Raw genomic sequence first — 23521 nt, 5'->3', positions numbered from 1 at the left:
GATCGTAAAGCTACCAGATGACCGCCAATGCTCCATCCGACTCCCAGCGCACCTTGGTCGCGAACCGGGCGCTCATCCGCTCGACCGATGCGCGCAGCCATTCGACATCCGGATCCGCGGCGCGTTCGAGCCGCATCCGGCGCATCCTCATCGGCACCAGTGTCAGCCGGGTGAGACGGCCGCTGTGGCGATCGACCGACGCGAAGTACAGCAATCGCAGATCGTGCCGGAAGGCCTCGTATGTGGCGATGCCCTCGTAGTCGTCGATCGTGTCGCCGCACCCGTACAGGATCAGCTTGCCGCGATACACCTCGATCGGTCGCGGATGGTGGGACGAATGACCGTGTACGACATCGATGCCCTCGTCGACGAGTCGATGCGCGTAGCGGATTTGCGCCTCGTCGACCTCGTAGCCCCAATTCGAGCCCCAGTGCATCGATACGACGGTGATGTCGCCGGGCCGCTTCTCCGCCAGGGTGCGACCGGCGACCGCCGTTGCGGCGCGGTCGGACATGTCGGAAACAAGCGCTACGCCGGGCCGGCTGTCCGTCGCGCCCCAACCCGACGGGATGCCGCTCGAGGGGAAACCGATCGCACTCACCACTGCGCGGGCGCCGCCGGTGATCTCCACCGCCACCGGTCGCTGCGCCTCGGCGATGTCTGAACCAGCTCCGGCGCAACGTGTTTCACGCCCAACGACGCGCAATGTTTCGGCCAGCCCGACATGACCGAAGTCGAGACTGTGGTTGTTCGCCAGCACGCAGACGTCGGGTCTGACCGCGGTGAGGCAACCGATGTTGTGCGGATGCATCCGGTAGTGCACGGCCTTTCGGGCTGCGAACTCGCTGCTGGTCGTGACACTGGTTTCCAGATTGAGCACGCGGACGTCGGGAGTCATCTCGTCGAGGATCGACAGCGCGTCTCCCCACGGCCAGCTGACGTCGACCGGCACGGGAACGGGTCCGTTGATGCGCTCGGCGAGGCGCACATAGGCTCGGGCATCGGAGACCACGGATTCGCGCAGCGTCGGGTCCCCCGGATGCGGCAGGATCTGATCGATGCCGCGACCCGTCATCACGTCTCCGGTGAGGAAGACGACGGCATCGGATCCCGTCGCGCGCGACACGGTTTCATTGTCCGCCGGTCACGGTCGGCGGGCGCGCACCACCCACATGTCGCGGCGGCCCGCTTTCCGGGCCTCGGCCTCGACGTCGCGGAAGCCCGCGGAGCGGCACTGCGCCACAAAGGAATCGACTTGCTGCCGCGTCCATCCGTGACTCGCGATGCCCGTCGCTCCCGGCGGCGAATGACGCTCGACGGCGAGCAGTCGGCCACCGGGGGCCAACAACCGGTGCGCCTCGCTCAGCCCGGCGGCCAGGTCCTTCCAGTGGTGCACCGTCGCCAGCGACCACACCACCGTGGCCGAACCGTCCGGCAGCGGCACCCGCTCGGCGACGCCCTGTCGCCAGTCGATAGCCCCGTCGCGCGTGAAGAGTCGGGCGAGCCGAAGCATCACCGGGGCGGGGTCGACGCCAGTCACCGTCGCGCCGCGGCGTGCGGCCTCACGGGCGGCCGTGCCGGGACCGCAACCGATGTCGACCACCCTGTCCTGTCGGAACACCGGGGCGGCGTCGGCGGCCAGCCGCGCGTTCGCGCGGCCCACGATCAGAAAGGCAAGCCCGCACAACGCTCCCATGGGGCCGGAGAAGCCCGGGTGGTCGGCGTGGTGGTTGGCGGGCATTTCCACGGAAGATGACATGATCGCGAGCTTGCCGGTTCAAGTCGACTTGAAGTCAAATGTCGATATGGAAACGATCCCGATCGGCGAGGCGGCGGCCCGGCTCCAGATGACGTCGTCGGCCCTGCGGTACTACGACGAGCGCGGCCTGGTGTGCCCGCAGGCGCGGCGCGCCGGCACCCGCATGTACGGGCCCGAGGAGCTTCGCAGGTTGGCGTTCCTCAAGATCTTTCACCGATTGGGGCTGCCACTCGACACCGCCGCCGCGGTTCTCGACGCGCCCAGCCCGCAATGGCGCGACCTCGTGCGCGAACAGATCGCTCACCTCGACGATGTCATCGCCCAAGCCCGCGGTGCGCAGGACTTCCTCACCCACGCCCTGCACTGTCCGACGGATCACCCCGTGCGCGAGTGCCCGACGATGACCGGCGCACTGGACCGCCTGGTCGACGGTATGTCGGTCGAGGACCTCGCGTCCGAGCGCGGCGGCGCGGGCGATACCCGTAGCGGTTTCTGGGTAGGCACTGTGGACGACCGCGAAGGGGCCAGTCACGCATGAGCGACATCAACTTTCTCGAGCTGCACGGTGACCGTGTGGCCTATCGAGACATCGGTGACGGCGAAGAGGCATTGCTGTTGATCCACGGAATGGCCGGCAGTTCCGAAACGTGGCGGGCCGTCATCCCCCAGTTGTCGCGGAAATACCGCGTGGTCGCACCCGACCTGCTGGGACACGGTCAGTCCGACAAGCCGCGCGGCGACTACTCCCTGGGTGCGTTCGCGGTGTGGCTGCGCGATCTACTCGACGAGTTGAAAATTTCACGTGCCACCGTGGTCGGGCAATCGCTCGGCGGCGGCGTGGCCATGCAGTTTGTCTATCAACACCCCGACCGGTGTCAACGGCTGGTGCTCATCAGCAGCGGCGGTCTGGGTCCCGATGTGGGCTGGACGCTGCGGTTGCTGTCGGCGCCGGGTTCGGAGTTCCTGCTCCCACTCATCGCGCCGCGGGCGATCCTGGCCGCGGGCAACAGGCTGCGCAACTGGTTCTCCACCGCTGGTATCCAATCGCCCCGAGGCGCGGAGATGTGGAGCGCCTATTCCTCACTTGCGGACGCCCAGACCCGCCACGCGTTCCTTCGCACGCTGCGCTCCGTAGTCGACTATCGCGGGCAGGCGGTCAGCGCGCTGAACCGGCTGCACGTCGCATCGGAGATGCCCGTCATGGCTATCTGGGGTGACCAGGATCGCATCATCCCGGTCGACCACGCGTACATGGCGCAAGAAGCGCGGCCCGAATGCCGGCTCGAAGTGCTCGAAGGCGTCGGCCACTTCCCGCATGTGGAACGCCCGAGTGAGGTGGTGGATCTGCTCGACGACTTCATCACCACCACGCGGGACGGCGCACACCCGGCACCGGCTCCCGCGGACCACCGGACATAATCGACAGAACCGAAGATGGGCTAACGATCGGAGCGGGCGTGGTCGACACCGACACGACACGCTCGACCGGTCTCCCGCCACTCCAGTCGCCGCGCCTGCTGGTCGCCGGGCTGTCCATCGTCGTGCTCACCGTCGCCGTCCTGCAGACCGCCGTCGTCCCGGTGCTCGGCATCATCGCCGACCAGCTGGACGCGTCCATCGTCGGGGTGAGTTGGGCGGTCACCGCCAACCTGCTCGCCGCCGTCGCCGCGTCCCCGCTGCTCGGGCGGCTCGCCGACCTGCACAGTAAGCACCGGGTGCTGCTCGGCGTACTCGTCGTCGTGCTCGCCGGATCGCTGCTCGCCGCCACCACGTCGTCGCTCGAACTGCTCATCGTCGCCCGGGTGCTGCAGGCGGCGTCCTACGCCCTGTATCCGATCAGCATCGCCATCCTGCGCGAGGAACTGTCCTCCGACCGGCTGATGTCGGCGATGGCGGTGCTGTCCGGCACGTTGGGGTTCGGCGGCGGAACGGGCCTCGTCGTGGTCGGGTTGCTGATGAGCGGTGACGCCGGCTACCACCGGGTGTTCTGGTTGACGACGGCGTTCACGGTGATGGTGATCGCGATCGTGCTTCTGGTGGTGCCGCGGCGTCCGCGCAGCGCCGCCGGATCCATCGATTGGCTCGGCGCCACCGGGTTGGCGGTGGGCCTGTCGGCTCTGCTACTGGCGATCACCCAGGGACAGACGTGGGCGTGGACGTCACCTGCCACCCTCGGCTGCGCGCTCGGCGGTGCGGCTGTGCTGACCGGATGGTGGTGCTGGGAGCGGCGAGCCAGACAGCCGCTGGTGTCGACGACGATGCTCACGCGGCGGCCGATCATGCTGACCAACCTCGCCACGATCTTCGTCGGTATGGGGCTGTACTTCGCGTTCCTCGGGCTGACCCTGTTCGTCCAGATACCCCGTGACGGTGCGGGGTACGGCTTCGGCGCGTCGGTGTTGGAAGCCAGCGTCGTCTATTTGTTGCCCGGCGCGTTCACCGGCTTTCTCGTCGCGTTGGTCAGCGGGCGGTACATCGACCGCTTCGGCGCCCGACCGGTGCTCATGCTGGCGGCAGTGGCGGGCATCGCCGGGTTCCTGTTCATCACGTTCGCGCACTCGCACACCTGGCAGGTCATCGTCGCGGGCATCCTCGCCAACGCCTACATCAGCCTCGGCTACGGCGCGCTGCCGGCACTGGTCGTCAGCGAGGTCGGCGCAGGCGAAACCGGTGTGGCGACCAGCATGAACGCGATCGCGCGCACGATCGGCAGCTCGATGGCCGCCGCGCTGGTGGCCATGCTGCTCAGCCGGTCGACGCCCGGCGCCGGAGTACCGATGGAAAGCAGTTTCTTCGCGATCTTCCTCGGAGGCGCGGTGACGGCCATGTTGGCTCTGGTGTTGATCGCGGTGTCACGACCGACGCCACGGCCCGTCGATTCCGTCGAGGCGCGCTACGAGTCCCGCGCCATGAACCACGAATGGGGCTGAGGATCCGGCAATGGTTCACCGGAGGGCGGCCAAGTTGGTGACCGACTTGCGCACGTCGGACTCGATGACCCTGGCGACCAGGTTGCCGATGCGGGTGTTCAACAGGCCGCCGGACAGATCGGCGACCACCTGGAACGTCGAGCCCGGTTTCTCGTCGCGGACGCACAGTGTCAGGCATATGCGGATGCCCGGCCTGCCGCGGCCGATCATCTCGATGACCTTCGGCTCGTCATAGCGGGTGACGCGCCAGTGGATGGTGTTGCGGAACCCTTTGACCTTGATCGACGAGGACACACAGGTCCCGACCTCGATGTCCGACGGCACCTCGCTGCGCCAGCCGCCGAAGATCGTCAGCCATTCGTCGAACCGGCTCAGATCCGAGGCCAACGCCCACGCCTTGTGCGGCTCCAGATCCGATGACACCGAAACATCCACTGCGGCCATGCCCAATGCCGTACCCGGCGAAGCGGGACGGGTAAACGGTATTTCCCCCAACCAGCGCCTTCGGCTGGGAAACTGACCGAGAAACACCGTTGGGGCGCCCCGGAGGAGGATCCGCACTGACCGGCTCACACACCACCGCGGTTGACCGATCATCGGGACGTGACGAGGCGACCCACCCCACAGGTGCCCCAGTCATCGAACTCGACCACGTGACGAAACACTTCGGCGGCGATGTCGCGGTGGCCGACGCGGACTTCTCCATCGCATCGGGCGAGTTCTTCTCGGTACTCGGGCCGTCTGGCTGCGGCAAGACCACCACGCTGCGCATGATCGCCGGGTTCGAAACCCCGAGCGCCGGCGCGATCCGCCTCGAGGGCGCCGACGTGTCGGGGGTGCCGCCGCACAAACGCAATGTCAACACGGTGTTTCAGCACTATGCGCTGTTCCCGCACATGTCCGTGTGGGACAACGTCGCTTACGGCCCGCGCAGCAGGAAGCTGGACAAGGCACACGGGAAAGGCACGGTCCGCAAACGGGTCGGCGACCTCTTGGAGATCGTGCGGCTGACCGAATACGCCGACCGCAGACCCGGCCAGCTCTCCGGCGGCCAACAGCAGCGCGTAGCGCTGGCCCGGGCGTTGGTGAACTACCCGAGCGCGCTGCTGCTCGACGAGCCACTCGGCGCGCTGGACCTCAAACTCCGCCACGCCATGCAAGACGAGCTCAAGCGCATCCAGCGCGAGGTCGGCATCACGTTCGTCTACGTCACCCACGATCAAGAGGAAGCACTGACCATGAGTGACCGCATCGCGGTCATGAACGCCGGCAATGTCGACCAGATCGGCACTCCCACCGAGATCTATGACCGTCCCGCAACGGTTTTCGTCGCGAGTTTCATCGGGCAGGCGAATTTGTGGGCAGGCACGCAGACCGGGGCCGTGCACAGCGATTTCGTCGACATCGAGGCGCTGGGGACCCGGTTGAAGGCCCGTGCCGGCGAAACCGCAATCGAACCCGGCGGGCACGCGACGCTGATGGTGCGCCCCGAACGCGTCCATGTCGCTCCCCTTTCCCAGGATGCGCCGACCGGCGACGTCGCAGCAGTGCGTGCGACGGTCACCGACCTCACCTTCCAGGGGCCCGTGGTGCGGCTGACGCTGGCCGCGCCCGACGATTCGACGATCGTCGCCCACGTCGGTCCCGAACAGAACCTGCCGCTGCTGCGGCCGGGCGACGACGTCCACGTCTGCTGGGCGCCCGAGGCGTCGCTGGTCCTGCCCGCCGCCGACATCCCCACCACCGAGGACCTCGAGGAGATGCTCGACGACTCCTGAGTCGAAGGTTGTCGACGCCCTCCCCTCCCCTCCGACGAAAGGCATAGCCGCCATGTCCGCACGCATAGAACCCGCAGATTCTCGCTGGGTGTCACGTCGACGCTTCATCGGCGGGGGCACCGCGGCGGCGGCCGCACTCGCCCTCGGCCCGTCCTTCCTGGCAGCGTGCGGTTCCGACACCAGCCCTTCGGGCACCACCACCGAAGACGGCGCACCGGCGAGCGGCACATTACGAATCTCGAACTGGCCGCTGTACATGGCCGACGGATTCATCGCGGCCTTCCAGCAAGCCTCGGGCATCACCGTCGACTACAAGGAGGACTTCAACGACAACGAGGAATGGTTCGCCAAGGTCAAGGAACCGCTGTCACGCAAGCAGGACATCGGCGCCGACCTCGTGGTGCCGACGGCGTTCATGGCAACCCAGGTCCGCAAGCTGAACTGGCTCAACGATTTCAGCGAAGGCGGCATCCCGAACAAGAAGAACCTGCGCCGCGACATGCTCGACGCGCCGATGGACCCCGGTCGCAAGTTCAGCGCGCCGTACCTGACGGGCATGGTCGGTCTCGCGTACAACCGCGCCGCCACCGGGCGGGAGATCTCCAGGGTCGACGACCTGTGGGATCCGGCGTTCAAAGGCCGCGTCAGCATGCTCTCGGATTTCCAGGACGGCCTTGGCATGATCATGCAGTCGCAGGGCGGCGACCCCGCCTCGCCGAACACCGAATCGGTGCAGAAAGCGGTCGACCTCGTCCGCGAGCAGAACGACAAGGGGCAAATCCGCAGGTTCACCGGAAACGACTACGCCGACGACCTCGCCGCGGGCAATGTCGTGCTTGCGCAGGCGTATTCGGGCGATGTCGTGCAGTTGCAGGCCGACAACCCCGACCTGCAATTCGTGGTCCCGGAAGCCGGCGGCACCGACTTCGTCGACACGATGGTGATCCCGTACACGACGCAGAACCAGAAGGCGGCCGAGGCGTGGATCGACTACGTCTACGACCGGGCCAACTACGCCAAACTGATCGCCTTCACGCAGTTCGTGCCGGTGCTCTCGGACATGACCCGCGAGCTCGACAAGATCAACCCGAACCTGGCCAAGAATGAACTGATCAACCCGCCGCAAGCCACGCTCGACCGCATCAAGGCCTGGGCGCCGCTCGAGGACGAGCAGAAGCAGCAGTACGCCTCGATGTTCGCAGCTGTCACCGGCGGTTGAGCATGGCAGGCGTCGCCGGCAGCCGTCGACAGCGCAGCAGGATCGCACCGTATCTGATGATCCTGCCCGCGATGGTCTACCTTGCGGTGTTCTTCGTCGTGCCGTTCGTCTCGTTGGCCCGGACATCGCTGTCGACGGCGAGCGGTTCGATATTCCTTCCGACGCTGACGTTTTCGTGGGACTTCGCGAACTACACCGAGGCGTTCGACAAGTATCACGACCAGATACTGCGGTCATTCGGCTACGCCGTCATGGCGACGGTGCTGTGCGCGCTGCTGTCTTTCCCGCTTGCCTACGTGATCGCATTCAAGGCCGGCAGGTTCAAGAATCTGCTCCTCGGCCTGGTGATCCTGCCGTTCTTCGTGACGTTCCTGATCCGCACCATCGCATGGAAAACCATTCTGGCCGACGACGGTTGGTTGGTCGGGGCACTGGACGCGATCGGGTTGCTGCCCGGCGAGGGCCGGCTGTTGTCGACCAGTTGGGCCGTCATCGGTGGACTCACCTACAACTGGATCATCTTCATGATCCTGCCGTTGTACGTCAGCCTGGAGAAGATCGACCCACGGTTGATCGAAGCCTCCAAAGATCTGTACTCATCGAACACCCGAAGCTTCACAAAAGTCGTTCTGCCGCTGTCGATGCCGGGCCTGCTGGCCGGCAGCCTGCTGGTATTCATCCCGGCTGCGGGTGACTTCATCAACGCCGAGTATCTCGGCAGCACGCAGACAACGATGATCGGCAACGTGATTCAGCAGCAGTTCCTGGTGGTCAAGGACTATCCCTCCGCGGCGGCGCTGAGCATGGTGCTCATGGGCATCATCCTGTCGGGGGTCCTGCTGTACACCAGGGCGTTGGGCACGGAGGAACTCGTATGACGCTGCAGGCGATGAACGCCGCGACGAGTCCGTCACCGGCCAAGCGGGTCAAGGGATCCGCGCGATGGGGCGACGTCCTGCTGCGGATCGTCGCGGGCCTGGTGCTGCTGTATCTGTTCCTGCCGATCTTCGTGATCGTGCTGTTCTCGTTCAACGATCCGAAGGGCAAGTTCAACTACAGCTGGCAGGGTTTCACGCTGGACAACTGGGCCGATCCGTTCAAGTACCCGGCGCTGACCGAGGCGCTGCGGCTGAGCATCAACGTGGCAGCGGTTTCGACGGCGGTCGCGTTGGTGTTGGGCACGCTGGTGGCGATAGCGCTTGTGCGGCAACGGTGGCGGGGACGTCGCGCGGTCGACACCTTCCTGGTGCTCCCGCTGACCGCCCCCGAAGTCGTGATGGGTGCGGCGTTGCTGGTGCTGTTCCTCGACCTGGGGTGGGCCACCGGCTACCTGACGATCGTGTTGGCGCATATCGCATTCGAGGTCAGCTTCATCGCGATGACCGTGCGCGCCCGGGTGCGGGGCTTCGACTGGACGCTCGAGGATGCCTCCATGGATTTGGGCGCCGGCCCTGCGCGCACCTTCTTCAAGGTGACGCTGCCGCTGATCGTCCCGGGCGTCGTCGCGGCGGCCATGCTGTCGTTCGCGTTGTCGCTCGACGACTTCATCATCACCTACTTCGTCAGCGGTTCGACGGTGACTTATCCGCTGTATGTGAACGCGGCGGTCAAGGCCGCGGTGCCGCCGCAGATCAATGTGCTCGCGACGGCGATCCTGGTGATCAGCCTCGCCCTGCTGGCGGCCGGAACCCTGTACCGCCGCAGACGCATCGAGAGCTAGCCGGACTGACCGGGAGGTCCGATCAGCGGAACAGCGCGACGGCCCGGCGGCCGCGCATGGCAGGCTGACATCGTGACCGACACCGCCGCCTTCACCTCCCGAGTCGAAAACGATCTGCGCGAGGTGCCGACGCCCTCCGGCGTGCTTCGCTACTACGACGTGGGTAAGGGACCCGTTCTGCTGTTTCTCCACGGCTCCGGCCCCGGTGTCACCGGTTGGCGCAATTTCCGCGCCGTGCTCCCCACCTTCGCCGAGCGCTTCCGGTGTCTGATCCTCGAGTTCCCGGGATTCGGGGTCAGCGACGATTTCGGCGGTCATCCGATGGTCACCGCTCAGGGTGCCGTGGTGCCGTTCCTCGATGCGATGGGAATCGATCGCGTCGACATCGTGGGCAATTCCATGGGCGGCGGCGTCGGAATCAACTTCGCGATCAACAATCCCGACCGTATCGGCAAGCTGGTGACCATCGGCGGTATAGGCACGAACATCTTCAGTCCCGGCCCCAGCGAAGGCATTCGACTCCTGCAGGAGTTCACCGAGGACCCGACCCGGCAGCGGCTCGTCGACTGGCTCAACTCCATGGTCTACGACCAGTCGCTGGTCACCGAGCAGCTGATCGAGGAGCGGTGGCAACTCGCGACCGACCCGGAGACGCTAGCGGCCGCCCGGCGCATGTACGGCAAGGCGGCTTTCGCGCAGATGATGGCGTTCATGCGCAGCAGCGACGCCCCGATGCCGTGGGCTCAGATGCACAGAGTCGCCGCCCCCACACTGCTGACGTGGGGACGCGACGACCGCGTCAGTCCCCTTGACATGGCACTGATCCCGATGCGCACCCTCCCCAACGCCGAACTGCACGTGTTCCCGAATTGCGGACACTGGGCCATGATCGAGGCCAAGGAGGCGTTTGAGAGCACCGTGCTCGGCTTCCTGGCCCGTCCGTGACTATCGCTGCGTCGCTCCGGCGTCCACCGGCAGGGTCGCGGCGGTGACGTAGCGGGCCTCATCGGAAGCAAGGAAAAGGCTGGCGTTCGCGACGTCGATGGGGTCGACCCACGGGATGTCCAGCATGTTCATCGTCCGGGCGGCTTGCGCGAACTCCTCTCGGGTGGGCGGCCGGTCGAGGTCCGGACGAAATGCAGTTGCCACCGCGTCGTTCTGGATCATCGGTGTGTCCACGTTGGTCGGATGCACCGAGTTGACTCGGATGCCGTACGGAGCCAGGTCGTTGGCCAGACTGCGCATCAACCCGACGACACCGTGCTTGGCCGCGGTGTAGTGAACGACACCGACCAATCCGCGCAGCCCCGCAATGGAACTCACCAAGATGACCGATCCGGATCCTCTACGGATGAGGTGTGGAACGGCGACCTTGCAGGTCCGCCACACACCGGACAGGTTCACGTCGAGCATCGTCTGCCAGGCCGCCTCGGTGAGCTCGGCCGCCATCCCGCGCGACGTGATTCCCGCTGTCGCGCAGACGATATCGAGGCCGCCAAGCTCGGCGACGCCTCGGTCGGTGGCCTCCTGTAATTCCTCGGAGTCACGCACGTCCACGATGCCGGTGACGATGTTGCGACCGTTGGCGCGGACCAGGCGCGCCGTTTCTTCCAGGTCGGCCGGAGTCGCCGAGGGCACGACGACCGTGTCGACGGGACCGCAGACGTCGAGCGCGATCACGTCGGCGCCCTCGGCCGAGAACCGCACCGCCTGGGCCCGGCCGATACCCCGGGCAGCGCCGGTGATCAGCGCGACCTTGTCCGCCAATCGTCCTGTCATGCCGTCGTCTTCTGCGTCAGCCCGGCGTCGACGACGATCTGGGTGCCGGTGATGTAGCGCGCCTCGTCGGAGGCGAGGAAGACCACCGCGTTGGCGACATCGACAGGTTCGACCCACGGCACCGGCAGCAGGTTGCGCGCGGCCAGCACCTCCGCGGCGTCGGCGGCGGTCGGGTCGGCAAGGTCGGGCCGCAGTCGCTTGAACGTCGCGTGGTTGAGCACCATCGGCGTGGCGACCGCGCCCGGATGGACGGTGTTCACCCGGATGCCGCGGGGCCCGAGTTCGTTGGCGAGCGTGCGCGCCAGGCCCACAATCGCATGCTTGCTCGCCGTGTAATGAGCGGTGTTGGCCGTACCACGTAAACCGTTGGTGGAGCTGATGATCACGATCGATCCGCCGGTCTCGCCGATGTGCGGCAGGCAAGCACGCACGGTGTGCCACACCCCGGTCAAGTTGACATCGAGCGTGTGGTGCCAGGTGTCCTCGGTCAACTCCCACGCCGGCGCTCCGGCGGTGTGAATGCCGGCGTTGGCGATGACGACATCCAGGCGGCCCAGGCGTGCCACCCCGTCGCGCACCGCGGACTCCAGGCCGGCCAGGTCGCGGACGTCGGCCACAGCGACCGCACATCGGCGTCCGCGCCGCTGCACTTCTGCTGCGGTGGTTTCGAGGTCCTCGACGTTGGCTTGCGTGTCGACGGCGATGACGTCGGCGCCCTCCTCGGCGAACCGTTCACAGTGCACGCGCCCGGTGCCCCTGGCCGCACCGGTGACGACGACGACCTTCTCGGCAAGACCCGACATCTATTGCGCCCCCAGGAGGCTGAACCCCTTGTAGCCGGCGGTCGCCACCTCGTTGCAGATATCGAGGTACGCCCCGAAGCCACCGAGGAACAGCATGAAAACCCGTGGCTTGCCGGGCACATTGGCGCCCATGTACCAAGAGTTGGCCTTGGTGAACAACGTGGCCTCGGCGCGACGGTTGAGTTCCGCCACCCAGTTGTCTACCGCCTCGGGGGTCGCCTCGAGCGCGCGTATCCGTACTCGTCGAGGTGGGTGATCGCGTCGGCGATCCAGTTGATGTGGGCCTCGGCGTGCAGAACCATGTTGGCCAGCACAGCGGGTGCGCCCGGTCCCGACACCAGGAAGAGGTTCGGGAACCCGTCGACGCAGAGCCCCAGATAGGTGCGAGGCCCATCGCCCCAGTCGTCGCGCAGCGTCTTCCCGTCGCGCCCGACGATGTCGATCTTGGCCAGAGCGCCGGTCATCGCGTCGAAACCCGTGGCGAGCACGATGGCGTCCAGGTCGTAATGGGAGTCGGAGGTGTTGATGCCGCTGGCGTCGATCGACACGATGGGTGTCTCGCGGACGCTGACCAGCTTCACGTGCGGCTTGTTGAACGTTTGAAAATAGTTGGTGTCGGTGCAGATTCGTTTTGTGCCGATCGGGTGATCGGTGGGGATCAGCAGGTCGGCGACGTCGGGATCGGCAATGACCGCGCGAACCTTCTCCTCATAGAACTTGCGGGCCTCCTCGTTGGCCGCCATGTCGGTCATCTGATCGCTGAAGGTCTTCGAGAACAGCACGCCACCCAGTTCCCAGCGCTTCTCGAACGCGACCCTGCGCTCGTCGGGCGTGGCCTCCATCGTCAGCTTCGGGTGTGCGATGTGTGGCGAGCCCCCGCCGCTGCGCCACGACAGCCGACGGCGCTCGCCGTAGGTCGCCTTGATCTGCGCGCGGTCCTCGTCGGTCAGCGGCTTGTTTCCCGCCGGCACACTGTAGTTGGGCGTGCGCTGGAACACGTAGAGCTGTGCGGCCTGCTCGGCGATGATCGGAATCGACTGGATGCCAGAGGATCCCGTCCCGATCACGGCGACCCGTTTCCCGGTGAAGTCGACGGGCTCGTGAGGCCAGTGCGCGGTGTGGGACAGCTCGCCGGCGAAGTCGTCAAGGCCGGGAAAATCAGGTGTCAGCGCGGCCGACAGCGGGCCGGTCGCCATGATGCAGAACCGGGCGGTGACCGCCTCGCCGCCGTCCGTCGTCACGGTCCACCGCAAGGTGTCCTCGTCGAGGACCGCGGAGACAACCCTCGTGTTGAGCGTGATGCCGTCGCGCAGACCGAGCCTGTCGGCCACCCAGTTCATGTACCGCAGGATCTCGGCCTGGGTCGCGTACTTCTCCGACCAGTCCCACTCCTGCTCGAGTTCGGTGGCGAACGAGTAGCAGTAGTCAACGCTCTCGACGTCGCACCGCGCGCCCGGGTAGCGGTTGTAGTACCAGGTTCCGCCTATCTCCGGAGCCGCTTCGAAGAGCCGCACCGACAGTCCCTGCGAGCGCAGCCTGTGCAACGCGTACAGCCCCGCGAACCCCGCACCGACCACGACCGCGTCGACGACGGTCTGTTCACCCGAGATGCTCACGCCGTCACGGTAGGTCCTAGTGACGCCGCTGGCGGGCTGGCTTCCCGTTGACCGGACGTTCGCGATCACCGTGTTCCGGCCAATGGAAGTGCAGGTCGACTGGGCATGGTGGGTCGGCCAGGATCGCCTCATGCCACAAGCCGAAGCATGCGACACGCCAGTCGATACCGGTGTCGATGCGACCGTCGCCGTGGACCTGGACGGCGCTCGCCACTACCTGCGATGGCCGCGCGACAGGACGCTCATCGACGTGCTGCTCGATGCGGGCATCGACGCGCCGCACTCGTGTCGTGAGGGCCACTGCGGGTCGTGCGTCGCGACCGTGGTGTCCGGCAAGGTCGACATGGAGACCTGCGACATTCTCGAACCCGCCGATCTCGCCGACGGCCTCATCCTGGGCTGCCAGGCCCGCCCGGTGAGCGACGAGGTCCAGATCGAGTATTGACGCCGATTCTCGTCCGCTGACCGGGATTCGGCCCCCTACGGACGCCGTCTGCGGTAACCATGAATCACGCCCACACAGTTAGGACATCAGCATGACCGAGCGCGTACTCGACCGGGTGATGGAACTGGCCGACCAGTTCAAGGAGCAGGCCGTTGAGGCCGAGAAGATCGGGCGGCTGACCGACGCCACGGTCAAGTCGATGAAGTCCGTCGGTTCCATCCGGCTGCTGCAGCCGAAGAAGCATGGCGGCTATGAGGTCCACCCGCGCGAGTTCGCCGAGACGGTGATGGCCACCGCGGCGCTGGACCCCGCGGCGGGTTGGGTCAACGGCGTGGTGGGGGTGCACCCGTATCAACTGGCCTATGCCGACCCGCGGGTGGGCGAGGAAGTCTGGGCCGACGACATCGACACCTGGATGGCATCTCCATATGCCCCACAGGGCGTCGCGAAGCCGGTCGACGGCGGCTATCTCTTCAACGGCCGATGGCAGTTCAGTTCCGGCACCGACGCGTGTGACTGGATCATCCTGGGCGCGATGCTCGGTGACACCGACGGTAAGCCGTTGATGCCGCCGCAGATGCTGCACATGATCCTGCCGCGCTCGGACTACGAGATCGTCGAGGACTCCTGGAACGTGGTGGGCCTGCGCGGTACGGGTTCCAAGGACGTCATCGTGCGCGACGCCTTCGTACCGGAATACCGCACGATGGACGCCACGAAGGTGATGGACGGAACCGCCCAACGCGAAGCCGGCATGACCGAACCGTTGTACCTGATGCCGTGGTCGACAATGTTCCCGTTGGGTATCTCCTCGGCGACCATCGGCATCGCCGAGGGCGCCCTGGCCGCGCACCTGGATTACCAGCGCGAGCGTGTCAACGCCACCGGGGTGGCGATCAAGGACGATCCCTACGTCATGTACGCGATCGGCGAGGCCGCCGCGGACATCAACGCCGCGCGTCAGGAGCTGTTGGCCAACGTCGATCGCATCTACGACATCGTCGCCACGGGCAAGGAAGTGAGCTTCGCTGACCGTGCCGCGGGACGCCGCACGCAGGTACGGGCGGTGTGGCGCGCCGTCTCGGCGGTCGACGAGATCTTCGCCCGCTCCGGCGGTAACGCCGCGCGCATGGACAAGCCGCTACAACGGTATTGGCGCGACGTGCACGTCGGCCAAGCCCACGCGATCCACGCACCAGGCACTATTTACCACGCGTCGGCACTGAGTTCGCTGGGCGTGGATCCCGAAGGCCCGCTGCGGGCGTTGATCTAGAAAGGCCGCGCCGATGAGCGATCTGAAAAGCCTTGGCTACGTGGAGGTTCAGGCGACCGACATCGAGCGCTGGCGCCATTTCGCGTTCAAGGTGCTCGGCTTCGCCGAGGGTTCCGGCCCTGAGGGCGACGCGTTGTACCTGCGCATGGACGAGCGTGCGGCCCGCATCATCGTCGTGCCCGGCGACGTCGACAAGATCGTCACTGTCGGTTGGGAAGTGCGCGACCACGCCGCGCTGACGCGGGTCAAGGCCACCCTCGACGGCGCGGGTGTGGCGGTCAAGGAACTGTCGCTCGAAGAGGCCGATGCGCGGCGCGTCGAGGAGGTCATCGCGTTCGACGATCCCGCCGGCACGTCGACCGAGGTCTTTCACGGAGCCGTGCTGGACCACAGTCCCGTCGTCACGCCTTTCGGCGCCCGGTTCGTCACAGGCGCCCAGGGCCTCGGCCACGTGGTGCTGCCCGCTCTCGACGTGCCGGGGCTATTCCGGTTCTATACGGAGGTTCTGGGCTTCAAGTCCCGCGGCGCCTTCCGGGTTCCGGCGCCGCCGGAGTTCGGACCGATTCGCGTGCGGTTCCTCGGGATCAACGAGCGCCACCACAGCCTGGCGGTCTGCCCGGCGATGACGCTGCGCGACCCCGGCCTGATCCATCTCATGGTGGAGGTCGACAGTCTCGACGCCGTCGGCCAGGCGCTGGACCGGGTGAACAAGGACGGTTTCCAGTTGTCCTCGACGCTGGGCAGGCACACCAACGACAAGATGGTGTCGTTCTACGTGCGCGCTCCCGGCGACTGGGACATCGAGTTCGGCACCGACGGCATGCGCGTCGACGAAACCTACTACACCGCTGAGGAAATCACCGCCGACAGCTACTGGGGCCACGAATGGGTGTCAGACCTGCCGGCGGCCATGCGGCCATGACCAACGACGTCACTCCCCTGCCGGCGTCGGAGATCGCTTGCTGGGACGACGAGGCCGACGTCGTCATCGCCGGATTCGGAATCGCCGGAGCGGCCGCGGCGGTCGAGGCCACCCGCCGCGGCGCCGACGTGCTGGTCCTCGAACGAACCGGGTCGTGGGGCGGCGCGGCGTCGATGGCCGGCGGCTTCATCTACCTCGGCGGCGGCACCCCGATCCAAAAGGCATGCGGCTTCGACGATTCCGTCGAGAATATGCAAGCGTTCCTCAACGTGGCGATGGGACCGGGTGCCGATGAGAAACGCATCGCCGACTACTGCGAGGGCAGTCTCGACCATTTCGACTGGCTGGTCGAGAACGGCGTGGTGTTCAAGCCGGAGTTCTTCGGCGAGCCCGGCTGGGAACCGATGGGCGATCAGGGTCTGATGTTCAGCGGCGGCGAGAACTCCTACCCGTTCAACACCATCGCCGCGCCGGCGCCGCGCGGGCACGTCCCGCAGATGTCGAACAAGAAGCAGGGTGAGTCCAGCGCCGGATACATGCTGATGAAACCACTCGTCGAAACCGCCACGGGCGCAGGAGCGCGGGCGCTGTACGACGTGCGGGTGCAGCGGTTGATCGTCGAGTCCGACGGCCGCGTGGTCGGCGTCTTCGCGCGACGCTACGGCGAGGACGTGGCGGTCCGCGCGCGCCGCGGTGTGGTGCTGGCCATGGGCAGCTTCGCCTACAACGAGGCGATGGTCGCGCAGTACGCCCCGCGCATCGCCGGACGTCCCGCCGCGTCGATCGAGCAGCACGACGGTCAGGCGATCCGGATGGCGCAGGCGCTGGGCGCCGATCTCGCCCACATGGACGCGACCGAGGTCGCGATCTTCATCGACCCGCAGCAGTTGGTGCGCGGGATTCTGGTGAATGCTCGTGGACAACGCTACGTCGCCGAGGACACATATCCCGGGCGCATCGGCCAACTCACGCTCTACCACCAGGACAACACCGCTTACCTGATCATCGACGGCGATGCCCAGGAGGAAGCGATGGCGTCAGTGTCGCCGCAACTGATGCTGCGTCCCGCCACCTGGGTGTGCGACACCGTCGCCGACCTCGAAGCCGAGATCGGCCTGGCGTCCGGTTCGTTGCAGGCGACCGTGGCGGCATACAACGCGGGCGCATCGCGGGGCGAGGACCCGCTGCTGCACAAGAAGGCGCAGTGGCTTCGTCCGATCGGATCACCCGTCGGTGCGATCGACCTGCGCGACAGCACCGGCGGATTCACGCTCGGCGGGCTGCAGACCTCACTGGCCGGTGAGGTGCTCCACGTCAGCGGCGAACCCATCGCCGGTTTGTTCGCCGCGGGACGGTGCTCCGCGGGGCTGGCGGCGTGGGGCTACGCGAGCGGTATCTCGCTGGGCGACGGCAGCTTCTACGGCCGACGCGCAGGACGCAGCGCCGCGAAGGCCTGAGATTCGCGGGTCCTCTGCCGGGCGCATGGGAGAGGATGCAGGGATGAGAGCCGTCAGCTGTGAGCACGGGAGCCTGTCGGTCGTGGACCTACCGACACCGCAACCGGCACGCGGGCAACTGTTGCTCGAGGTGCGGCGATGCGGGATCTGCGGATCCGATCTGCACGCGAAGGACCACGCCGACGAACTGACCGGCGTGATGGACGAAATGGGCTACCCCGACTTCATGCGCGGGGACACGCCTGTCGTGTTGGGCCACGAGTTCTGCGGCGAAGTCCTCGAGCGCGGCCGAGGAGCTGCCAAGGAGTTCAAGGTCGGCACGCCGGTGGTCTCCTTCCCGTTGTTGCGCGCAGCCGGCGGGGTACACCTGACCGGGTTGTCACCGCTGGCGCCCGGCGGCTACGCCGAGCAGGTGCTCGCCGAGGCCGCGATGAGCTTCGTCGTCCCGAACGGGCTGGACGCGGACACCGCAGCGCTGACCGAGCCGATGGCAGTGGCGCTACATGCCGTGCGCCGCAGCGACATTCGCCGTCGCGACACCGCGGTCGTGATCGGCTGCGGACCGGTCGGACTCGCGGTGATCTGCCACCTGAAGTCGCTCGGCGTGCAGACGATCGTCGCCAGCGACTTCTCCACCACCCGTCGCGAGATGGCGTCACGCTGCGGTGCGCACGTCGTGGTGGATCCCGCCGTCGAATCGCCCTACGCCGCCACCGAGCAGTCCGGCGCCATCACCCGGGCTCCACAACTTTATGAACTGGGCGTCGGCTCGATGGAAAAGTTGCGTCGACTGCCCGGTTGGTCGCACCTTTACCGCATGGCCGACGCTGTCGGCGCTGCGAGCCCGAAGCGTCCAGTGGTCTTCGAATGTGTCGGCGTGCCCGGCATCATCGACGGCATCGTCGGCGCGGTACCCGTGCAGACCCGCGTCGTCGTGGTCGGGGTGTGCATGGGCACAGACGCGATTCGGCCCGCCATGGCGATCGGTAAGGAGATCGACATGCGGTTCGTGTTCGGATACACGCCGCTGGAGTTCCGCGACACGCTGCACATGCTCGCCGACGGCAAACTGGACGCCTCGGCGCTCGTCACCGGCACCGTTGGGCTGAACGGTGTGACTCGGGCCTTCGAGGTGCTCGGGACCGCCGAGGCTCACGCAAAGATCCTCATCGATCCGTCGAGCACGGCCGGCGCCCCCTAGAACGTCCTTCGCAAACCCCCAGCTCAGCGCTGTGATCGGTTACATGCCTGTGCCGGGTATGTGACAGGCTGCACATTTGTGCTACAAATAGTCATATTCCTATTAGGAATGTGCCTATCGTTCCTCAGCCCGGAGGCCTCATGACACCGCCTGTCGAAACCCCCAGCGCAGTGATCGACCGCGTATCCCTCGTCCTCGACGCTTTCGACGGTCCCGGCCGGTTGACGCTGGCCCAGATCGTCCGGCGCACCGGCCTGCCCCGCTCTTCGGCGCATCGCATGCTCGAGCGCTTGGTGCAGCTGCGCTGGCTTCGCCGCAGCGGGCGAGACTACGAACTGGGCATGCGTCTGGTGGAACTGGGGTCGCTGGCCGTGCACCAGGATCGGATGCACCGCGCCGCGGTCCCACTGCTGCACGATCTACACCGCGCGACCGGCCTCGTCGTCCACTTGGCGGTCCTCGACGGATCCGACGTCGTGTACCTGGAGAAGATCGGCGACCGGATGAGCGCCGCGCTCCCCAGCCGTGTGGGTGGGCGCCAGCCGGCACACTGTTCGGCCGTCGGCAAGGCGATGCTGGCCTACAACTCCGACGCCTGGGACGGCGTCGACCTCTCGAACCGGCGCACCCGCTACTCCATCAGCACTGCGGCCCAACTGTCGACGGAACTGGCCAAGGTGCGCGCGCACGGGGTCGCGTTCGATCGGGAAGAGTCGCTGGCCGGATTCGGTTGTGTGGCAGCGTCGATCGGAGGACCGAACGATGCGGTCGCGGCGGTGTCGGTATGCGGACCGATGAACAGGATGGCGTTCGACCAGCGTCTGGTGGCACCGGTGCGGATGACCGCGATGGGCATCTGGCGCAATGTCGAGGACGGCCCGAAGCGGGTGGCGCCGACGCTTCAGCAGGCGCGGCCGCTCCGTGGCGGGCCGGCGTTGCGGCCGGTGGCCGACCGGGAACGGGCGCTGCAGTACGCATGAGTCTCGACCCCCAGATCGCCCCGCTGATCGAGGCGCTGGATTCCGGGTTCCCGCCCGTTCACACGATGACCGGCGTCGAGGCGCGTGCCGCAATCCGGTCGCGCTTCGTAGCGCCGGCTGAGCCTGAACCGGTTGGGGCAGTGGAGGACTTGGAGATCCCCGGCGGTGACGGCCCGATCGCGGTGCGGATCTACCGGCCGTCTTCCGGTGTGCCGTTACCGGTCGTGGTGTATGCGCACGGCGGGGGTTTCGTGTTCTGCGACCTTGACAGTCACGACGGGCTGTGCCGAAGCCTCGCGAATCTCGTTCCTGCCGTGGTCGTCTCCGTCGCCTACCGGTTGGCGCCGGAGCACAGGTGGCCCGCCGCGGCCGACGATCTCTACGCGGCGACGCAATGGGTGGCAGACAACGCGACCGAGATCGGTGCTGATGCGAGCCGGATCGTCGTCGGCGGTGACAGCGCGGGCGGCAACCTGGCGGCCGTGACGGCGCTGATGGCGCGTGACCGCGGCGGGCCGGCGCTGGCGGGTCAGTTGCTGCTGTATCCGGTGATCGCCGCCGATTTCGACACCGAGTCATATCGCTTGTACGGCAAGGGCTTCTACAACCCTCGGCCTGCGCTGCAGTGGTACTGGGACCAGTACGTCCCGTCGCATTCGGACCGTACCCATCCCTACGCCTCGCCGCTGCATGCCGACCTCGCCGGGCTTCCGCCCGCGGTGGTGGTCGTCGCCGGTCACGACCCGCTACGCGACGAAGGCGTCGCGTATGCCGATGCGCTGAGGGCCGCGGGCGTTCGCACGGTGCGGTGCGACTTCGACGGCGGCATCCACGGCTTCATGACGATGCCGATGCTGGACATTGCGCATGAAGCCCGGCGACGGGCCAGCCGGGAATTGGCTCAGCTGCTCGCCGGCTCAGCTGACAGCACGGTGGTCGCCCCGTAACGCTGTTCGGGGTCGAGCACGCAATGGGTGCGGCCGAACACCGTGACCATGCACTTGTTGTTGTGCGTACACCGGCTGCGCGCACCTGGATCGGCGATCATCGTGTTGACGAGGTCGGGCTCACGCAGTAGCGCTCGACCCATGGCCACAAAATCGAACCCCTCGCGCAGCCCCGTCTGCACGTGATCACGGTTCGTGATGCCCCCCAACAGAATCAGTTTCGTGTGGCGGACCAATGGTACGAACTGCCTTGCCGCCTCGAGCATGTAGAGATCGCGGTACGGATAGCTGCCCATGACCCGCTTGCCCGCCAATCGGACGCCCGGCCGCAGTGCCTGCGGCATCACTTTCGCGAACTCCTTGACCGGCACGTCACCGCGAAACAGATACATCGGCTTGAACACCGACGAACCCTGAGTGAGCTCGATGGCGTCCAGGGTGGCATCACCGTCGAGCAACTGCACTGTGCGCAAGGCCTCGTCGATCCAGATGCCGCCGGCCATGCCGTCGTCCATGTTCAACTTCGCGGTGACCGCGATCTGGTCCCCCACGACCTCGCGCACTCGCGCCGCGATCTCACGCACGAACCGCGACCGGTTGTCGATCGATCCGCCGTAACCGTCGTTACGGCGGTTGATCAACGGGCTCAAGAACGAGCTCGGCAGATAGAGATGGCCGAAATGAAGTTCGACGGCGTCGAACCCCGCATCGATCGCCACCTGTGTCGCATGTGCGAATTGTTCCGTGACGGCGGCGATCTCGTTGCGGGTGATCTGGCGGCAATACGCTAACGAGGTCGGGTTGACGAACCGGCTGGGAGCCACCGCGGTGACCCCGGTGAGCCTTTTCTGCGCGACGACGCCCGCGTGGCCTAGTTGCGCAGAGATCGCCGCGCCGGCGCCGTGCACCGCGTCGACCAGTCGGCGCAGGCCCGGCAGCGCCGTCGCGGTCATCACGATCTGGCCGGGCGCGCTGGCGCCTTCCTTCGACACGCAGCAGTACGCGACCGTCGTCATGCCGACGCCACCCTCGGCGAATGCGACGTGGAAGTCGATCAGGTCGTCGGTGACCAGGCCGTCAGGCGAGCGGCCCTCCGACGTCGCCGCTTTGATCACGCGGTTGCGTAGAGTCACCGGCCCGAGCCGGGCAGGGGCGAACGGATCCATGCCGCCACGATGCCGTTGGGATCGGATGTCTGAGCGGGCCCTTCCCGATGGATGGGAGCGGACGCCGTCATGACCCGCCGCCCGCAATATCGTCGCCCCATGGGCGCCGTCTACGTCGTCGACCGCGTGGTCACCCGGCCGGGCTGCGCGAGACGGTTCGTCGACGCGTATCTCGCCGAATACGCGCCAGGGGCAAGGGAACGCGGTATGACGCTGCGCGACATCCTGGTGAGCCCGCCGATCTGGTTCGACGACCAGTCGAACGTCGTCACGGCGACCTGGACGCTGCCGTGTCCGCGGGCCTGGTGGGAGATGACGTGGAAGGGCAGGCCGGACCCGTCGCTCGGGCGGTGGTGGCAGGACGTCAGCGAGATGATCGTTGAGCGGACCCGCAATGTCGCGGCAGCGGCCGAAGATGTCGATGGGTTGGGCAGCGTTTGATGGGCATGTTTAACGTGATCCGCCTGATCGACACCGTCGACGATGCGGCCTGCGATCGTCTGATCTACGAACTGCGATCTGCGGCGAGCACCAGCGGTGCGAAGCGGGCGCTGATTCAGCCGACACTGCCCGGCACGCGAAACGGCGGCGACATCCTGATGCATCTGCAGTTCGACGGGGTGGCTCAATGGAATTCCGCGGCGGGGGCTTTCGAAACGATCCTCGCCGATCCTGCGGTCGACCACGTCAACGGCGCCACCTATACCGGCAACCTGGTCACCGCGTCGCCGGATCGAGGCAGCATCTACCGGACGCTGTTGCTGCGGGTGCAACCCGGTAGCGACGAGGCGATCCTCCGACGGTTCGAAGACGACCTGCGCCTGCTCCCCCGCTACGTCACGTCGATCTGTACGTGGCAGCTCAGCCGCGTCGACTCGGCCGTCGGAACGTCGCCGTGGACCCATGTGTTCGAGCAGGAATTCCGGGACGTCGAGGGGTTGATGGGCCCGTATCTGATGCATCCGATCCACTGGGCCTACGTCGATCGTTGGTTCGACCCGGAATGCCCCGAGTGCATTGTGCGCGACCGCGTGTGCCACAGCTTCTGTCGAGCGGAGACGCCATGAATCCTGACGCGGTACGGCGCCTTCTCGACGAACGCGACATAGAGCGCGCACTTTACACCGCCGCACGCGCGATGGATGAGCACGACTGGACGGCTGTTGGCGAGGTGTTCGCCCACGACGCGACGGGCGACCTCGGCACGGGACCGCTCGTCGGCAGCGCCGCCATCGTTGCGCTCATTCGAAGCTATCTCGACGCCTGTGGTCCGACCCAACATCTGCTGGGCAACGTGATCGTCGACGTCGCGGGCGACACCGCCGTATCGCGGGCCTACGTTCACGACCTGCACCTGTCCCCTGACGGTTCGGAGCGCTTCTACACGATGGGCGACTACCACGACCACTGGGAGCGACGGGCGGGCCGATGGCGAATTGTCGAGCGCATCAAGGTCAACCGCGCACACGTCGGCTCACTCGAGCGCGTCTTCGCCGAGTGATTTCGGTGCCGAAACAGTCGGTGAG

At 66.7% G+C, this 23521-nt stretch carries 24 protein-coding genes and 1 pseudogene; 18 read left to right on the top strand and 7 right to left on the bottom strand.

Annotated features, from left to right (window positions below):
• Positions 1–10: 10 nt before the first annotated feature.
• Both AU185_RS04540 and AU185_RS04535 read right to left on the bottom strand, forming a co-directional pair.
• On the bottom strand, positions 11–1126 hold the full coding sequence (locus AU185_RS04540) for a CapA family protein (protein WP_082683737.1): 1116 nt from the start codon (positions 1124–1126) through the stop codon (positions 11–13).
• 18 nt (positions 1127–1144) lie between these two features.
• Positions 1145–1759 carry a class I SAM-dependent methyltransferase gene (locus tag AU185_RS04535; protein ID WP_059102243.1) on the bottom strand — a complete coding sequence of 205 codons (615 nt, stop codon included), beginning with the start codon at positions 1757–1759 and terminating at the stop codon, positions 1145–1147.
• A gap of 46 nt (positions 1760–1805) precedes the next feature.
• On the opposite strand from AU185_RS04535, the gene AU185_RS04530 reads away from it, so the two are divergent.
• From AU185_RS04530 to AU185_RS04520, 3 genes are read left to right on the top strand one after another with little or no spacing between them, the layout of a single operon-like run.
• Positions 1806–2297 carry a MerR family transcriptional regulator gene (locus tag AU185_RS04530; protein WP_059102331.1) on the top strand — a complete coding sequence of 164 codons (492 nt, stop codon included), beginning with the start codon at positions 1806–1808 and terminating at the stop codon, positions 2295–2297.
• A complete protein-coding gene (locus AU185_RS04525) occupies positions 2294–3178 on the top strand; it encodes an alpha/beta fold hydrolase (RefSeq protein WP_059102242.1) in 885 nt (294 codons plus the stop codon). Before AU185_RS04530 ends, AU185_RS04525 begins: the two co-directional genes overlap by 4 nt.
• A gap of 38 nt (positions 3179–3216) precedes the next feature.
• Positions 3217–4689, top strand: a complete 1473-nt coding sequence (locus AU185_RS04520) for an MFS transporter (RefSeq protein WP_059102241.1) — start codon at positions 3217–3219, stop codon at positions 4687–4689.
• 15 nt (positions 4690–4704) lie between these two features.
• On the opposite strand, the gene AU185_RS04515 is transcribed toward AU185_RS04520, so the two are convergent.
• Entirely contained in the window at positions 4705–5133 is a 429-nt protein-coding gene (locus AU185_RS04515; protein ID WP_059102240.1) for a type II toxin-antitoxin system Rv0910 family toxin, read from the bottom strand.
• Positions 5134–5342: 209 nt separating this feature from the next.
• Between AU185_RS04515 and AU185_RS04510 the strand changes: the two genes are divergently transcribed.
• From AU185_RS04510 to AU185_RS04490, 5 genes are all read left to right on the top strand, one after another.
• On the top strand, positions 5343–6467 hold the full coding sequence (locus AU185_RS04510; protein ID WP_059102239.1) for an ABC transporter ATP-binding protein: 1125 nt from the start codon (positions 5343–5345) through the stop codon (positions 6465–6467).
• Between the two features lie 52 nt (positions 6468–6519).
• Positions 6520–7686 (top strand): polyamine ABC transporter substrate-binding protein, encoded by a 1167-nt coding sequence (locus AU185_RS04505; RefSeq protein ID WP_059102238.1) that lies wholly within the window; start codon positions 6520–6522, stop codon positions 7684–7686.
• Between the two features lie 2 nt (positions 7687–7688).
• On the top strand, positions 7689–8564 hold the full coding sequence (locus tag AU185_RS04500) for an ABC transporter permease (protein WP_059102237.1): 876 nt from the start codon (positions 7689–7691) through the stop codon (positions 8562–8564).
• Positions 8561–9406 carry an ABC transporter permease gene (locus AU185_RS04495; RefSeq protein WP_059102236.1) on the top strand — a complete coding sequence of 282 codons (846 nt, stop codon included), beginning with the start codon at positions 8561–8563 and terminating at the stop codon, positions 9404–9406. Before AU185_RS04500 ends, AU185_RS04495 begins: the two co-directional genes overlap by 4 nt.
• Before the next feature lie 72 nt (positions 9407–9478).
• The gene (locus AU185_RS04490) at positions 9479–10351 is read left to right on the top strand and encodes an alpha/beta fold hydrolase (protein ID WP_082683736.1); all 873 of its coding nucleotides are present in this window, start codon (positions 9479–9481) and stop codon (positions 10349–10351) included.
• On the opposite strand, the gene AU185_RS04485 is transcribed toward AU185_RS04490, so the two are convergent.
• From AU185_RS04485 to AU185_RS04475, 3 genes and pseudogenes are all read right to left on the bottom strand, one after another.
• Positions 10352–11185, bottom strand: coding sequence for a mycofactocin-coupled SDR family oxidoreductase (locus tag AU185_RS04485; RefSeq protein WP_059102235.1), 834 nt, complete (start codon positions 11183–11185; stop codon positions 10352–10354).
• Positions 11182–11988, bottom strand: a complete 807-nt coding sequence (locus AU185_RS04480) for a mycofactocin-coupled SDR family oxidoreductase (protein ID WP_059102234.1) — start codon at positions 11986–11988, stop codon at positions 11182–11184. The genes AU185_RS04485 and AU185_RS04480 overlap by 4 nt, the downstream gene beginning before the upstream one ends.
• Positions 11989–13604 (bottom strand): annotated as a pseudogene (locus tag AU185_RS04475) (flavin-containing monooxygenase).
• 19 nt (positions 13605–13623) lie between these two features.
• On the opposite strand from AU185_RS04475, the gene AU185_RS04470 reads away from it, so the two are divergent.
• From AU185_RS04470 to lipP1, 7 genes are all read left to right on the top strand, one after another.
• Entirely contained in the window at positions 13624–14049 is a 426-nt protein-coding gene (locus AU185_RS04470; RefSeq protein WP_231740458.1) for a 2Fe-2S iron-sulfur cluster-binding protein, read from the top strand.
• A gap of 91 nt (positions 14050–14140) precedes the next feature.
• Entirely contained in the window at positions 14141–15322 is a 1182-nt protein-coding gene (locus tag AU185_RS04465; RefSeq protein WP_059102233.1) for an acyl-CoA dehydrogenase family protein, read from the top strand.
• 13 nt (positions 15323–15335) lie between these two features.
• Positions 15336–16244, top strand: coding sequence for a biphenyl-2,3-diol 1,2-dioxygenase (gene bphC, locus AU185_RS04460; RefSeq protein ID WP_059102232.1), 909 nt, complete (start codon positions 15336–15338; stop codon positions 16242–16244).
• Positions 16241–17701 (top strand): FAD-dependent oxidoreductase, encoded by a 1461-nt coding sequence (locus AU185_RS04455; RefSeq protein WP_059102328.1) that lies wholly within the window; start codon positions 16241–16243, stop codon positions 17699–17701. The genes bphC and AU185_RS04455 overlap by 4 nt, the downstream gene beginning before the upstream one ends.
• 43 nt (positions 17702–17744) lie before the next feature.
• Entirely contained in the window at positions 17745–18902 is a 1158-nt protein-coding gene (locus tag AU185_RS04450; RefSeq protein ID WP_059102231.1) for a zinc-binding dehydrogenase, read from the top strand.
• Between the two features lie 140 nt (positions 18903–19042).
• Entirely contained in the window at positions 19043–19882 is an 840-nt protein-coding gene (locus AU185_RS04445; RefSeq protein ID WP_059102230.1) for an IclR family transcriptional regulator, read from the top strand.
• Positions 19879–20829, top strand: a complete 951-nt coding sequence (lipP1, locus tag AU185_RS04440; protein WP_059102229.1) for a LipP1 family hormone-sensitive lipase — start codon at positions 19879–19881, stop codon at positions 20827–20829. Before AU185_RS04445 ends, lipP1 begins: the two co-directional genes overlap by 4 nt.
• Here the strand turns inward: lipP1 and AU185_RS04435 are convergent.
• On the bottom strand, positions 20784–21995 hold the full coding sequence (locus tag AU185_RS04435) for an NADH:flavin oxidoreductase (protein WP_059102228.1): 1212 nt from the start codon (positions 21993–21995) through the stop codon (positions 20784–20786). The two genes, lipP1 and AU185_RS04435, sit on opposite strands and share 46 nt — an antisense overlap.
• 99 nt (positions 21996–22094) lie before the next feature.
• Here AU185_RS04435 and AU185_RS04430 point away from each other — a divergent pair, with 99 nt between their 5' ends.
• From AU185_RS04430 to AU185_RS04420, 3 genes are read left to right on the top strand one after another with little or no spacing between them, the layout of a single operon-like run.
• On the top strand, positions 22095–22436 hold the full coding sequence (locus AU185_RS04430; RefSeq protein ID WP_059102227.1) for a hypothetical protein: 342 nt from the start codon (positions 22095–22097) through the stop codon (positions 22434–22436).
• A 5-nt stretch (positions 22437–22441) separates the two neighbouring features.
• Positions 22442–23062 carry a Dabb family protein gene (locus AU185_RS04425; RefSeq protein ID WP_059102327.1) on the top strand — a complete coding sequence of 207 codons (621 nt, stop codon included), beginning with the start codon at positions 22442–22444 and terminating at the stop codon, positions 23060–23062.
• Positions 23059–23496, top strand: a complete 438-nt coding sequence (locus tag AU185_RS04420) for a nuclear transport factor 2 family protein (RefSeq protein ID WP_059102226.1) — start codon at positions 23059–23061, stop codon at positions 23494–23496. The genes AU185_RS04425 and AU185_RS04420 overlap by 4 nt, the downstream gene beginning before the upstream one ends.
• The last annotated feature ends 25 nt before the right edge of the window (positions 23497–23521 follow it).

Source organism: Mycobacterium sp. GA-0227b (assembly GCF_001499855.1).
Taxonomy (GTDB): Bacteria; Actinomycetota; Actinomycetes; order Mycobacteriales; family Mycobacteriaceae; genus Mycobacterium.
Note: the sequence above shows the minus strand (reverse complement) of the source record. Positions and strands in the feature narration are given on the sequence as shown.